The 15,056-nt window shown below is 30.1% G+C and carries 12 protein-coding genes and 1 pseudogene; 5 read left to right on the forward strand and 8 right to left on the reverse strand.

What is annotated here, in order from left to right:
• Positions 1–145: 145 nt before the first annotated feature.
• Genes VLK81_RS00230 through VLK81_RS00240 form a run of 3 tightly spaced genes read left to right on the forward strand, consistent with a single transcriptional unit; the run spans position 146 to position 2,976 of the window.
• On the forward strand, positions 146–1,159 hold the full coding sequence (locus VLK81_RS00230; protein ID WP_324618569.1) for a FecCD family ABC transporter permease: 1,014 nt from the start codon (positions 146–148) through the stop codon (positions 1,157–1,159).
• Positions 1,156–1,902: an ABC transporter ATP-binding protein gene (locus tag VLK81_RS00235; protein ID WP_324618570.1), complete on the forward strand. Its 747-nt coding sequence runs from the start codon at positions 1,156–1,158 to the stop codon at positions 1,900–1,902. Before VLK81_RS00230 ends, VLK81_RS00235 begins: the two co-directional genes overlap by 4 nt.
• Positions 1,903–1,917: 15 nt before the next feature.
• On the forward strand, positions 1,918–2,976 hold the full coding sequence (locus VLK81_RS00240) for an ABC transporter substrate-binding protein (RefSeq protein WP_324618571.1): 1,059 nt from the start codon (positions 1,918–1,920) through the stop codon (positions 2,974–2,976).
• 59 nt (positions 2,977–3,035) lie between these two features.
• Here the strand turns inward: VLK81_RS00240 and VLK81_RS00245 are convergent, their stop codons facing one another.
• From VLK81_RS00245 to thrS, 3 genes and pseudogenes are all read right to left on the reverse strand, one after another.
• A complete protein-coding gene (locus tag VLK81_RS00245; protein WP_324618572.1) occupies positions 3,036–3,803 on the reverse strand; it encodes an ISL3 family transposase in 768 nt (255 codons plus the stop codon).
• 15 nt (positions 3,804–3,818) lie between these two features.
• Positions 3,819–4,214, reverse strand: coding sequence for a hypothetical protein (locus VLK81_RS00250; protein WP_324618573.1), 396 nt, complete (start codon positions 4,212–4,214; stop codon positions 3,819–3,821).
• 367 nt (positions 4,215–4,581) lie between these two features.
• Positions 4,582–6,503 (reverse strand): annotated as a pseudogene (gene thrS, locus VLK81_RS00255) (threonine--tRNA ligase).
• 323 nt (positions 6,504–6,826) lie between these two features.
• Between thrS and VLK81_RS00260 the strand changes: the two are divergent.
• Together VLK81_RS00260 and VLK81_RS00265 are read left to right on the forward strand one after the other, a co-directional pair.
• Positions 6,827–7,264 (forward strand): hypothetical protein, encoded by a 438-nt coding sequence (locus VLK81_RS00260; RefSeq protein ID WP_324618574.1) that lies wholly within the window; start codon positions 6,827–6,829, stop codon positions 7,262–7,264.
• A gap of 1 nt (position 7,265) precedes the next feature.
• Positions 7,266–7,997 (forward strand): HAD family hydrolase, encoded by a 732-nt coding sequence (locus VLK81_RS00265; protein ID WP_324618575.1) that lies wholly within the window; start codon positions 7,266–7,268, stop codon positions 7,995–7,997.
• Positions 7,998–8,477: 480 nt separating this feature from the next.
• On the opposite strand, the gene VLK81_RS00270 is transcribed toward VLK81_RS00265, so the two are convergent.
• From VLK81_RS00270 to VLK81_RS00290, 5 genes are all read right to left on the reverse strand, one after another.
• Positions 8,478–9,299 (reverse strand): hypothetical protein, encoded by an 822-nt coding sequence (locus VLK81_RS00270; protein WP_324618576.1) that lies wholly within the window; start codon positions 9,297–9,299, stop codon positions 8,478–8,480.
• A 275-nt stretch (positions 9,300–9,574) separates the two neighbouring features.
• Positions 9,575–12,034, reverse strand: a complete 2,460-nt coding sequence (locus VLK81_RS00275) for an ABC transporter permease (RefSeq protein ID WP_324618577.1) — start codon at positions 12,032–12,034, stop codon at positions 9,575–9,577.
• 48 nt (positions 12,035–12,082) lie between these two features.
• The gene (locus VLK81_RS00280) at positions 12,083–12,379 is read right to left on the reverse strand and encodes a hypothetical protein (protein WP_324618578.1); all 297 of its coding nucleotides are present in this window, start codon (positions 12,377–12,379) and stop codon (positions 12,083–12,085) included.
• A gap of 103 nt (positions 12,380–12,482) precedes the next feature.
• Positions 12,483–13,904 carry an IS3 family transposase gene (locus VLK81_RS00285; protein ID WP_324618579.1) on the reverse strand — a complete coding sequence of 474 codons (1,422 nt, stop codon included), beginning with the start codon at positions 13,902–13,904 and terminating at the stop codon, positions 12,483–12,485.
• A gap of 587 nt (positions 13,905–14,491) precedes the next feature.
• Positions 14,492–15,049 (reverse strand): Fe-S-containing hydro-lyase, encoded by a 558-nt coding sequence (locus tag VLK81_RS00290; RefSeq protein WP_324618580.1) that lies wholly within the window; start codon positions 15,047–15,049, stop codon positions 14,492–14,494.
• Positions 15,050–15,056: the final 7 nt, after the last annotated feature.

Genomic DNA, 15,056 nt, shown 5'->3' on the forward strand with positions numbered 1-15,056 from the left:
GCTTTTGCATCAGTCCAATACTTGTTTTTACGATTTTTACCTCGGTTCAAGGTAAGGCGTTTTTTTATTCTAAATTTTTTTCGAAAGGAGTAATGTTTTTGTTGTTATGCCTTTGGAAGGCTGGAAAATGTAAACGGAGGTTTAGATGAATAAAAGACTTATATTCTTAACACTTATATTCTTGCTTCCAATTATATTTTTCCTTTGTATTTTTTTCGGTAGTGTACACTTGGACTTTGCTGATGTTATAAGTGGAATAGTTAGCTTTATTAAAAACAATTTCTCTATCGACACTTCAAGTCGAATACAGTTAATTATTTTTAAAATAAGAGCACCAAGACTTTTAATGGCCTTTTTGGCTGGTGGAGTTTTGTCCATAGTTGGTCTTTTGATGCAGACTATTACAAAAAATCCTCTGGCCGAGCCTTATGTCCTAGGGGTTTCAGCTGGTGCTTCATTAGGAGCAGTGGCTGCAATTGTCCTTGGATGGTTTAGGTTTTTTGGACCCTTTAATGTTTATTTGGCATCTTTTATTGGAGCTAGTCTTGCAACAGTTTTAGTTATTTTTTTACAAGGCAGGAGCCAGGATACTATTCGTTTGGTTCTAGTAGGCATGGGAGTAAATGCATTTTTTACATCTTTGACTACATTTTTAATTTATTCATCGCGAAACGAAGCCCAAGTTAGGTCAGCAATGTTTTGGACAACAGGAAGTCTGTCTGGCATTCACTTTAAAGATCTGTTTCCAGTAGCCTTTGGTCTGGTTATATTGATTTTATTTTACAGACTAATTATTAAAGAGCTAGACCTTTTGTTACTAGGTCACCAGGCGGCAAAGAATTTAGGCTTAAATTTATTTAGACTTCAAGTCTATTTGATTATAGTAAGTTCCCTTGCCATTGCTTTAGTAGTTTCAAAGGTTGGAGTAATAGGTTTTGTAGGCCTAATTGTTCCTCACATTTCTAGAAAAATAATTGGAGTAAAACACGAAGACCTTTTGTGGACTTCTATTCTTCTTGGAGGAATGGGCCTTATGGTTGTAGATACTTTTGCTCGAACAGTATTTTCACCAAATGAACTTCCAATTGGAGTTATGACAGGTATTATTGGAGCGCCAATATTTATTTCCATTTTAAACTCAAGGGAGAAGAATATATGATTATCCAAATAAAAAACCTGGATTATATTATTAAAGACAAGAAAATTCTAAATAATATTAATCTAAGCCTTGAAGGAAAGAAGATAATTGGCATCTTAGGACCAAATGGGTCAGGAAAGACAAGTCTTTTAAAACATATTTATAGGGAAATAGACACTGAGGGAAAAATTTTTGTTGATGGAGTGGACATAAGCACAATCAATAGTCGAAAATTTTTTCAAAAAGTTAGTGTCCTTACTCAATTTCAAAAGGAAATGGATCTGAACCTCAGGGTTGAAGAGGTTCTTTTAATGGGCAGGTATCCTTATAAAAAATTTTTTTCCAGCTATGATGACCAAGACTATAAATTAGTTGACCAAGCTATAAAAAACCTAAAGCTAAAGGACCTAAGAACCAGGTCAGTTAAAAACCTATCTGGCGGTGAGTTTCAAAGAGTGATGTTGGCCAAGGCATTAGTCAGCCAACCTCAATTAATAATTTTAGACGAACCGACTAATCACTTAGATATAAAATACAAGGTGGAACTTATGGAGACATTAAAAAAATTTAATGCCCTATGTCTAATAAGTTTACATGACTTGGAAATGGCAGTGAAATTTTGTGACGAAATTATAATTTTGAAAGAGGGAAAACTTATCCACCAAGGTCAACCAAAGACTATATTAACTGAAGAACTATTATTAGAAACATTTTCAATAAACTACAAAATATTGAGAAATCCGGAATTTATTATCTATTATTAATACAAGGAGGAAGAAATGAAAAGATTTAGATCGTTATTACTTATGCTACTAGCCTTAGTCTTAGTCCTATCAGGATGTGGCAAGGTCAATGAAACAAAGGAAACTGAAGTTAGTCCAGAAAGTCAAGTAAGCACAGAACAATCTGCAGAAAAACCGGCAGAAGAAAAACCAGCAGAAGAAAGCCAAGCTACTGTATATCCAGTTAGCTGGAAGCAAAATTTTGATGGCAAGGATGTAGAATTCACTCAAAACGAAGCACCAAAGAAAGCTGTATCAATGAGCTTCGCAACTACTGAAATGATGTTAGCCCTTGGCCTTGAAGACCAAATGGCAGGAACTGCTTTTAGAGAAGATGACGTCCTTCCTGAACAAGAAGCAGCCTATAACAAAGTAAAAGTTCTTTCTGACAAGTGGCCTTCATATGAAGTTTTAATGGCAGAAGAACCAGACTTTGTAACAGGCTGGCCAGTTCCATTTACAAAACGTGGAATTCCTGCCCAACAACTTATTGATGCAAATGTAAATATTTGGATTCCACAATCTATGATTGATCCAGATGCAGACTTGGAAATGAACTTTAAAGACCTATTAACCTTAGGCGAAATCTTTGATAAACAAGAAAATGCAGAAAAATTTGTAGCTGACCAAAGTGAAAAACTTGCTAAGGTCCAAGAAAAGTTAAAAGACCTACCAGAAAAAAGAGTATTTATCTTTGACTCAGAAGACGACAAACCATTTACAGTTTTTGAAGGCTATACAACAAATATTTTAAATTTAATTGGTGCTCATAACGTCTTATCAGGAAAAGGCTCAGACCAAACTTGGGGCCAAGCAAGCTGGGAAGACATTGTTAATGAAGATCCAGAATACTTTATTATAGTTGACTATAGTGAAAGTATTAGAAATGATGATGACTTTAGAAGCAAGGTTGAAAAAATTAAAAACAATCCACTTCTACAAGATCTAGATGCAGTTAAAAATGATAGGTTTATAAAGGTAAGACTATCTGAAATAACTCCAGGTGTTAGAACAGTTGAAGCCCTAGAAAGACTAGCAGAACAAATTCACCAATAAATTACTTTAGGCTCTTTGTCAAATAGTGTTGATGAAGAGGAAAATAACTATCAAATGGCTCAGACAAAAGTGTCTGGGCCATTTTCAATATACTGAAACTTTTCAAAGACCAAAATTATTCTTTTCTTGTAATTATAGAAATTTCTATGACCAAAAGCATTTCTCTTAATAAGTTTAATCTTGTTGATCTTTCCCTCTAAAGGACCATTAGAAAGCTTGTATCTACAAGCATTTAAAATAAGCTCCTCATTCTTCCTGCAAGTTTCAATCGCCACATTAACATAAGGAGAAACCCTAGATTTAAGCTTCATATCAAACAAAGAAGAAAGCATATCAGTATTAGAAAGCCTAATAGCAGCCATGATATTCTGAACACACCTGTAAGACTCATCTAAAACAGGATCAATATCTCTCATAAAAGAAACAATAGAAACCTGACTCATAAGATTATTGAAATGAGTATACTTTATAAAATAACTAGTATTTAAATCAAACTCATACATTAAAAACATCTTCCAATACCTTTTTAAAACCTTGTACTCTTGAGAGTCACGAGCAAAACCGTTCATAACAGCAATCCTAGTCTTATCCAAAGCACGAGTAAGATTTTGAACAATATGAAACCTATCGAAAATAATAACAGTATTAGGAAAAACAGACTGAATAAGAGAAATATAAGGCTCATACATATCAATAACAACCCCCTTAACCCTTCTTCTAACCTCAATAGGATACCTTTGAAAATAAGAAATAAGCCTACGAATCCTCCTATCAGGTAAAATATCAATAACCTTTCTAGAAATAACATCCATAAAAATAAAACTCATATTAAAATCAACACTCTAAACCGACTTAAACTCATCCATACAAATAAACTCAGGAAGAGAAGAAAAATTATTCTTAAGAGGCGGAACAGAATCCAAAACCCTTAAAACAGTAGAAGGAGACACATGCCACCTTTTAGCAATAGACTTAAGAGAATAAACCTCCATTAAATCCAATAAAATAGAATTCTTAAGATCATTAGACAAATTACAATAAGGATCCACAAAAGACGACTCATCCATAAAAGAAGACCCACAACAAGGACAAGCACTAGGCACATAAGACAAAGAAGCATAGAAAAAATGAGAATCAACATACCTAAACTTCTTTTTAAGATAAAAATTATTAGAAAAAGAAATATTATCATCTTTAACATTTAAGATATCTCTGATAGAATTAAGATTAATAGACATAACAAACCACTCCTTATTAGATTGATGATGACTATATTTTATGAGAAAGTGTAAGTTATGTCTATTTTTTTACACTAAAAACTAAAAAATAGTGTCAATGGATATTTCCATCAACACTATTTAGTATAGAACCAAAATAAATACTAAAATCTATAGCTAAAGCTCTAAGACTGTTTCTAATTGGCTTAATTTTTTATAAAAATGTCTTACATTTAAAGCTAGTAGATCTATAAATAGGATAAATAATTTTTTAATTATTGCAAATATTTTTAAGCTAATTGGCTTTTCAAAATTTCTTTTTAGAGATAGTAAATAATTTAAGATAATAAAAAAAAAAGCCAGTTAAGCTTATAAACTTAATTGGCTTTTAAATATTTAATCCTATCTTTTTTTCTTCTATTTCCTTTAACAATTCATTCATAAATTCAAGATAATTCTTTTGACCTTTTTCTCCTTCATCTCTTTTTCTTATGGAAACTTCTTCATTAGCTTCTTCTTTTTCTCCAACAATTAAAGAGTAAGGTATTTTATTTAATTGAGCTTGTCTTATCTTTAGGCCAATTTTTTCTGCTCTATCGTCAACTTCTACCCTTATGCCTTTTTCTTCATAGGCTTTTTTAATCTTTTCCGCATAATCATTAAATTTATCGGAAATAGGTAGGATTTTTACCTGAACTGGATTTAACCAAGTTGGAAATTTACCTGCAAAGTGCTCAATTAAAATACCTAGAAATCTTTCAACTGATCCTAAAAGAGCTCTGTGAAGCATAACAGGTCTATTTTTTTCTCCATCCTTATCTATATAAGTTAAATCAAAATTGATTGGCATTTGAAAATCTAGCTGAATTGTTCCACACTGCCAGTCTCTTCCTATGGCATCCATTAAGTGAAAATCTATCTTAGGGCCATAAAAAGCTCCATCTCCTTCATTTATCCTATATTCAATTCCTTTTTTTTCAAGGGCTTTCTTTAGAGATTCTTCAGCTTTTTCCCAAGTTTCTAAATCTCCCATATAATCTTCTGGTCTAGTTGAAAGTTCAACTGTATATTTAAAGCCAAAAGTGCTATATAGATAATCAGCTAGGTCAATCATTCTAAAAACTTCATCCTCAACTTGGTCTTCTAAGCAATAAACGTGAGCATCATCTTGAGTAAATGTTCTAACTCTAAATAAACCGTGTAAAGTTCCAGAAAGCTCGTGTCTATGAACCTTACCAAATTCTGAAAGTCTAATTGGTAGGTCCCTATAAGAGTGAGGAGAAGATGAATAAACAAGAGTAGATCCAGGACAGTTCATAGGTTTAATTGCATAGTCCTTGTCATCTATTTTTGTAAAATACATATTTTCCTTGTAGTGATCCCAGTGACCAGACCTATGCCATAAATCTTCGTTTAAAATTAGAGGAGTTTCAATCTCACCATATCCATTTTTAACTAAAACATCTCTCCACCACTTTAAAAGCTCATTTTTAAGAACCATTCCATTTGGATGGAAAAATGGGAATCCAGGACCTTCTTCGTGGAAAGAAAATAAGTCAAGTTCTCTGCCAAGTTTTCTATGGTCTCTCTTTTCAGCTTCTTCAAGTCTTTCAAGATATTCATCAAGATCTTTTTTCTTTGGAAAACTTGTACCGTAGATCCTTTGAAGCATCTTGTTATTTTCGTCCCCTCTCCAGTAAGCGCCTGCAATAGAAAGAAGTTTAAAGGCCTTAATTTTCTTTAAATCTTCAAGGTGAGGGCCTCTACAAAGGTCGATAAATTCACCAAGCTTATAAAATGAAATAGTTTCTCCCTCTGGAAGATGTTCAATTAAGTCTATCTTAAACTCTTCACCTAGCTTTTCAAAGTATTCCAACGCTTCATCTTTTTTCATCTCATATCTTTCAAGCTCAGGATTTTCCCCTACAATCTTTTTTTCATTTCTCCTTCAATCTTTTCAAGATCTTCAGGAGTAAGCTTTTCTTCTAGGTCAAAATCATAGTAAAATCCATCTTTTATAGCTGGGCCGATGGCAAACTTCACGCCTGGAAAAATCCTCTTAACAGCTAATGCCATAAGATGAGAAGATGTATGTCTAAAAATGTCTCTACCTTCTTCATCTTCAAAATCTACAAATCTTACCTCAGCATCTTCTTCAACTCTTTCCCTAAAGCCCATAGTTCTGCCATTTACAACAGCTCCAAGCTTATTTCTATAAAGTCCTTCAGAAATGCTCTTAGCAATGTCACTTAAAAGTACACCCTTTTCAAATTCTTTGATATTTCCATCTGGAAAAGTAATTTTTATCATATATCCTCCTTTTTTATTTTAAAAATATAAAAGACCCATCTCCCAAAAGGGACGATGAGTCGTCGTGGTTCCACCCTAATTTATTCTCTTTAAAGATTGCTAAAAAGTAGTTTCAAAAAAATTAGTTTTCTTAGGTAAATCTCAGCCAGCATACCCTCTCTGTAAGGCTTAATCTTTTCTACTTGTCTTTTATCATGGCAATTATTAAATTTTGTTTTATTATATCAAATTCTATTTATATTATCAAGTAATATCTACTAATCTTTAAGTCTTTTGCCCTTTATGTTATAATGAGTATGAATAATTTTAAACTAGGAGATATTATGAGATCAATATTAAACCTCGTTTTAGACCATGGGCAGAACTTCTTTTTATTTTCTCTAGCTGGTCTAATCGCTATATTAGTTACTTACTTAATTTATTGGATATCCAATAGAAATGCCTACATTAAATATATACCCCCATTTCTCTTAATTATCATAAGCATCTACGAACTTTATTTGGGGCTTCCAAAAATCACTGAAAGTTATGGTTTAGAAAAAATTATGACTTTTGGAGTTTTGTTTGTTGCTGGCTTTGTTTCACTTATGTTTGCTTTTATTTTGCAGCTCTATAGGAAGCCAAAGAATAAAAAAAATAAAGCTAAAAAAGAAAAGAAAGTAAAGGATAAAAAAGAAATAAAAAAAGAAAATAAGGACAAAAAAATAAAAGATGAGGATGATGACAAGATAGACTACTTTAACGATGTGTATGGAGGTTAATATGGAGATAGGCGCTTTTTTTGATATAGATGGCACTCTTACAAGAACCAGCCTAATGTTAAAGCACTTTGAAAAACTTGTCCAAACTGAAACAATAGACATATTTACCTTTGTTAACGAAGTAAAACCGATAAGCGATTCCTACAACAAAAGGCACACATTTTATGATGATTATTTGGAAAATATAGCCTCCCTCTATACAAAGGCACTAAAGGGAGTTAAGTTTGACTTTATAGATCATCTTGCAAGACAAGTTGTAGAAGCAGGGTTTGAAGAAGTCTATAAATACACCAGGAGTAGACTTGAATTTCATAAAAAAATGGGACATAAAATTTTCTTTATATCTGGTTCTCCTCATTTTTTAGTATCCCATATAGCAAAAAAGTATGAAGTTACTGACTTTTTAGGAACCATATATGAGATAGATAAGAATAATTTTTTTACTGGCAATTATTTTAAAATGTGGGACTCATCTAATAAGTTAAAAACTATGAGGCAATTTGTAGAAAAATACAGTATAGACTTATCTAAATCTTTTTCTTATGGTGATACAACGGGAGACCTTTCTATGTTTAGATTATCTGGAAACCCTATCACAATAAATCCATCCAATAACCTACTTAAAAAGATTAGAAATGATGAATTAGTAAGAAAAAAGATTAAAATAATAGTTGAAAGAAAAGATGTTATCTACTCTTTAGGACCAGATACAAAAACTCTTGACTTATATTAAAATATATCCTCCCCACTTTAAAGTAGAGAGGATTTTTTAGTCTGTAAATTAAGTGATCTTAAAAGATTTAAAAATATCTAGTAAAAATTTAGACTAACTTTCAAGAATTATTCATTATAAATAGAGTTAAAGAGTTCCTCTATCAAGCCTAGATTAAAATGCTTTATAGAGTTTCATGATGCACTTCACTTTATATAATAATTTTCAAAAATTCGTAGTTTTTACCTAATACCAAATTTTCTAATTTATATATAGGACTATATTTTACAAAAAGTAGATTTAAGTTTTTTTAAAATAATTAAATTAGCCTAAATTTAAACTTAATAGAATATTTTAAAACTTTGAAAAATTCAAATTTAAAAGCACTTAGTAAACAATCTTAAAAATAAAAAGAATGAAGCCTTATTATTTATCCTTCATTCTTTTTTTGTAATTTAAATATTTATTATATTAACTTCCTTTAAAGATATTTAAAATAAACTATTTTAAAGTATCTAAAATTTCTGCAAAAGTGAATTTTTCAATTCCCTTACCCATATCATGAGAAAAACTTGTTTTTTCCTTATCTATCATTTCCTTATCCTTTTTGTAGTCTTTAAGGAATTTATAAGCATCTTGTCTATTACCAACTATTTCAAAACTTCCAAGTCCATCTCCAATAACAGTATTATTTTCATCTAAAAATAAAATATATGCTTGTTCTTTTTTAGGTTGAATATAGAATTTTGGACCAACTTGATAATTATATTTAGATAGGTCTTCTTCACTCTTGTCAGCTATTCCCTTTGGCAATCCATCTTTATAGTTCATGTTTTTTACATCTTCGTATGAAATAATAGCTCCTGGCATAAAAACACTTGTTTCGCCGACCTTTAAATCCCCATATAAACTGTCAACTATTTCAATTTTTAGTTTAGTTTTAGGGTAGTCATCACCATCTTCCTTAGAAGAATCTTCCCTGTCGATAAGTTTTGCAAGTACAACATTTTTAGCTTTTTCTTTGTAGGAATCTAAACCATCAAAATCATACTCTTTCTGAGCATTTGTTTCAACTTTAAAAATTTGTCCTTTTAAATCTTCATACACACTTTCAAATAGGATAGATGGAAGCTCTTCGGCATCTTCGTTTGCTTTAGCATCTTCATCTGCTTTTTTTCCTTCTGGAGTTTCCTTATTTTCTTTTTCTCCTTCAGTTTTACTTTCACTTTGGCTAGGCTTTGTTTCATTTGTAGGCTTTTGGCTGTCATTTGAACAAGCAGTAAAAGCGAGTAGTGCAAGTAACAACAATAATTTTTTCATCATAATTCCTCCTTATAATTTATTAACAAGGGTAATTATACCATAGAGGAATTTTTTTGTAAATAAATAGTATTCTACGTTAAATTTCGCTTATAATTTCTAAGCAAAATTATTTAAATTATAATTATTTTATACCTAAAATCATTAATAAATAATTAGCTTCTAGATATTAGAATTATTAAGCAAAAAAAGAGAACTTTTTACATCAAATCAAAAAATATAAAGATAATACTTTATAAGACTTAATCTGAATATAAAAAATTCTCTTACACTTACTTTTATTTCACATCTATTTTTTTAACTAAAAAACTACCAGCAAAAAATAAAATAATTGATGAAATTAAAAGTACACATAATCCAATATATACATTATTTGTTTTTAATCCGCTATTAATTATATAACTTCCATTTGCTAGAGTGCTTGCTCTCATATAGGTAAATGGACTAAAAGCTTTTATCGGACTATTAATAGTAGACTGAATATAGGTAAATAAAGCTGTTAAGCCCAAAGATAGTCCAAGAGCTTTCATCTTTTCTTTTACAAATATTGACACAAAGCTTACCAAACTTGCCAAAAATCCAATTTGGAAAACATAGATTACAAAAAGTTTGATATCATATCTCCATATTGGAATAAGTTTAAAGTAGCTTTCGGTGTTAGACTGAATTGTTTCGAGATCAATATCTTTTATATATTCTAACACTGGAAATCTATAATCTCCTAAGCCGCCTGATATTAAGCCAAATAAAAATATAAAAGCAAATATTATAGCAAGAGTTAAAAGCCCAACCAAAAATGAAGAGGCAACTTTATTTATATGATACTTACGTCTAGTTACAGGCTGAGTATATAAAAGCTCGATTTGGTTTCCATGCTCCTTATCAAAAGTATAGGCGCCAAAGGCAACCATACTTATAATACCTATAATTAATAAATCAATAGGATAAGTTCTCTCGAGTCTTCTTGGCAAATATAGGGCTGAATGAGAATATATATTATCTTCTTTAAATAAAAAAGCTTCTGGAATTAGTTTTTCGTATGCCGATATAAATATCGTATAGGAAATTGTCTCTGGCTTTATATTATTTTCAGATAAATACTCATATAATTTTTTTGATTCGAAGTAAGTAGCAATACCTGCATTTCTTCCCTCTATTGAATCATGATTTTCATTTTCATCGTAATTTAATTCAGTTAACATTATATTATAATAATCCTTACCATTTCCCTCTTTGTAATAAGAATATGCTTTTAATGCTTCATTATATAAATTCTCATATTTTTCAATTTTACTTTTTACGTCTCCACTTACATCATCTCCATACAAATCAGCAACAAGTTCAGCATTATATTTTAAATTGTTTAACATTAGTTCAAAATTACCTGCTAATCTTGTATGCTGATTAGCCTTATCCATTTTTATATCTTTTACAATTAGAGAAATAAATATAACTAAAAAGATTGATAGGGTGGCTAGTATTAGTGTTTTAAAGGAATTATTGTATAAAATCTTAACTTTTTCAAAATTAAATAAAGATTCTACTTTTTTAAAGCTAGCTTTCTCCTCATTTTTAATATTCCACCAATTTTTTTGACTCAAATGTAAAAAAATAAATGAAATGAAAAAATATATAATATATTGTAACTGTCCTTTGCTATAAATATAATTTTGTCCGTCTAAACTAGAAGTATTTGTATATATAATATATCCCAATATATTTTCTTTTATATTTAAACTATAGATAGGATTAAAAATAGTTCTAAAAGAATCAAAAGATTTTGTAAGTATAGTTAATATAATAACTATAGTTGATATAATAAAAATTTTCGAAACAAAATTTCCATTTTTACTAGAGATATATATGCCTACAGAAGTAAAAAAAGTTGTCATAAATAAAAATATAAGAATTATCCTAAGTAAAAGCTCATAGGCAAGATAATATTTAAAGCTTCCGTCCTCAGTGAATATCCTATAGATCTCATACTGACCATTTAACCAGCTATAGCCATACATTTTAGAAATGATTAAACTAAAGAAAACTGCAAAAATAGAATATAATAAAGCAAGTAGTATTGATGTAAGTAGCTTGGAGAAAATGAGTTTATTTGTCTTAACTGGAGAAAATTTAGAAAATAAAGCGCTGCCATCCGACTTTTCTTTTCCAGTAATAGCTAGTGATAAAACTATAATTAATAATATTGGGACTATCCCAAAAATCGAGTTTGTCGATTCAATTAAAATCCTAAAGGGATTTAAAGCTAAAACAGTGGATGGCCCTGTATATAAAGAAGTATTATATTTTTTTATAATTTCTTCTTCAAAATTATTCCACTCTATTGCCTTTTGCATACTAGTAGGTATTTTTAAATTATATTTTTTTATAATATCTAACTGTTTTTCTGCATATTTAAATGCGGCGTCTCTAAGTATAAAGGCTCTTTCTTCATTAAGACCTTCGGATTCTTTGTATGCCTCATCAAGAAAAGCAAATTCTTCGCTTATCGCTTCTCTTTTTAATTCTTTCTGCTCCTGTTCATCTAAATCAGTTTTCTCTATATTTTCTACAAAGTAATTTAGATAGCTCTCTCTTGAATAAGGTATCTTTTCATTTGCAACAATAACGAAGTGTCTCATGTCAATAGATCTAAAGCTACTAAATGCCATAAATAAGGCTAGTAAAATAATAATAATAGGCTGCTTTGATTTTAAAATCTTTTTTAATTCAAAATTAAGCATAATGCCCTCCTTGATTATAAAAGGATAGGATTTTCTCCTATCCAAATTTTACCTAACAAGTTTAAGAGTACCTTCGTAAATATATATTGTATTTTTATTAATTATATCATTTTTAAATTTTGTAAGCTTTATATATCCTTGATAAAGGTGCCCACCTCTTTCGATACTTCTCCAAATTTTATATCCCTGATAAGAATAAAATACTTCTTTATGAGGATAATATTCATATACAGGAGCTCTTAATACTACCTCACTAGCTTCATCGTCTGCTAAAACTTTAGCATTTGTGCTGAAACTTAGAGCTAGTAATAAAGATAAAAGTAAAATCCTACTAAGCTTTTTCATAAATTTAAGGTGACCCCAAAAAGTTGGACTTTATACCAGAGACATTTAGAAATATTTGTCTCTGGTTTTTTTGTCCTCATATTTCCCCTAGGGGAAATCGCAGCTAAGCTGCATTTAATTTCCTATATTCAACTGGACTTAAATATCCAAGTTTTTCTTTTATTCTATCTTCATTGTAATATTTTATATATTCTTCTATTGTCTTTTTTAGTTCGTTAAATGATTTAAACGTTCTACCATAGTAAATTTCTTGTTTTAATATCCCGAAGAAATTCTCCATAGGAGAATTATCTAAGCAATTTCCTTTTCTTGACATACTCTGTAAAATTCCATTAGATTCTAATTTTTCAGTATATTGTTTTAATTGATATGCCCATCCTTGATCTGAATGGAAAATTCTTTTAAACTTGCAATCTGAAGTCTTTGAAATTGCTTCTTCAAGAGGCGTTATTATTGCCTCTAATGATGGTGAAGTTGTTATTGAATAGCTAATGATTTCTCCATTAAACATATCCAAGAAAGGATTTAAGTAAAGTTTTTTTACTTGCATATTCCCATACTTATCTGTTTCATAGTATTTGAATTCACTTGTATCTGTTGTGATTTTTTGATGTACTACAGATGTTTTAAATCTTCTTTTTATCCTATTTGGTGCTACTTTACCTACTGTTCCCTTGTATGAGTAATATTTTCTTGATTTACGTGCAAAGTTTGTTACCTGAAGTTTCAGCTTCTGTACCAACCTTTGAACTTTTTTCTTGTTTATTAAAATTCCAAGTCTTCTAAGCATCGCATGTATTCTTCTGTATCCATAGTTTGGATTATCTTTTCTTATTTTCTTGATTTGATTCTCAAAGGCTTCATCTTTATTTTTTCTATCAAATCTTTTTTGCCAATACATGTATGTTGATTTTGGAAAATTAAATTGTTTAAGTAAATCTTTTAGTGGATATTTTTCTCTTAATGAGTGAATTATTCTAGCCATTCTCTCATTTTCTGATCTTCCTCGTCCTCTAATTCCATCTTTTTTTTTTAGAAAATCTATTTCCATTTGTGCCCAGTAAAGCTTATCTTTAAGTTCAGCAATTTCGTCTATCTCTTCCTTAGAATATTCTTTCTTTACTTGTTCTTTTTCTTTTTCATTATTTTTATCTTTAGTCATACTTGAAGGTCTTCCTCTCTTTTTAGGTCTAAGTCCATCAAGTCCTTGATTTCTAAAATCAATTACCCATCTAGCAATGATCGCTGGATTATTAATCTTAAATTGATTAGAAAGTTCTTGATAGGACATTTCTCCTGTTAAGTACAAGTTTACTATATTCTTCTTAAATTCGAAAGAGTAACTATTATTTTTTCTAGAAATTTTTAAGCCTTCATATCCTTGTGTTTTGTATGAATTTACCCATCTTTCAACTATTGATGCACCATTTATATCATATTTCTTAGCTAAAGTTCCATATCCTCCTTCGTTATTTAGATATGCATTAACTACTTTTATCTTAAATTCTGTACTATATTTTGCCATGAAAAAAATGACCTCCTCAAAGTTGGTTTTTCAGGTCCAACTTTTTGGGGTCAGTTCAAATTTCACCTCCTTTTTTTAAATACTCTAAATCTTATATAGAAAATATATATTAATCTATATACTATATGTTACCATAATAAAATATATTTTTCAATAGTTTGTTTAAGTTAATTTTAGTAATAATTTAATAAATGGTATGATTTTTAGGATCATATTTTAAATTCTAATATTGTAGAAAAACTTAAGAATATTTTTTCTAATTTTAGAAATTCTTATGATTATAAAAATTTTATTTTTAATTTTACTCAATTAAAAAAAGGCAGACTCAAAATGAGTCTGCCCAGATTGTAGACAAAATCCAAAAACGCTTTTCCGACTGCAGAAACCCCGAAATTCTAAATCTCATAATCCTGTAAATCGCAAACTCGCTAACGCTCAAACAGTGCGATTTACGGGCGGATTATTTCAATTTAAATTTCTTACAATTTCTTTCGTATGGAACGCTACCTTTTGGATTTTGCTGCTTTGTCAATAAATTGGCAAACTCAAAATGAGTCTGCCTTTTACTTTTAGTTTTAAAAATTATTCTATTTGTTTTTTGACTCTAAATAAGCTTTTCTTCCAACTTCATAAAGGTTATTGCCTTTTGAATCTATAGTAACTGTAACAGGAAAATCTTCAACATAAAGTTTTCTAACTGCTTCTGCTCCTAGATCTTCATAGCAAATAAGCTTAGCTTCTTTTACTCTTGATCTAAGTAGGGCAGCTGCTCCTCCAATAGCTGTAAAGTAAACTGCTCCCTTTTCAACTATTTTATCTATAACTTCCTTACTTCTTTTTCCTTTACCAATCATTCCCATAAGTCCAACATCAAGCATTTGTGGTGTGTATGGATCCATCCTATAACTTGTTGTTGGTCCGCATGATCCTATTGGTTCTCCTTCTGGAGCTGGGGTTGGTCCAACATAATATATAAAGGCACCTTTTGGATCAAATGGAAGATCTTCGCCTTTTTCAAGTAGGTCAACAAATCTTTTATGTGCAGCATCTCTAGCTGTGTAGATTGTCCCTGTAATTTCTACTACATCGCCTATTTTTAAATCTTTTAAATCATCTCTAGTAACAGGAGTTTTTATTTTTTTCATATTTCCT

It is taken from the genome of Citroniella saccharovorans (assembly GCF_035481615.1).
Taxonomy (GTDB): Bacteria; Bacillota; Clostridia; order Tissierellales; family Peptoniphilaceae; genus Citroniella; species Citroniella saccharovorans.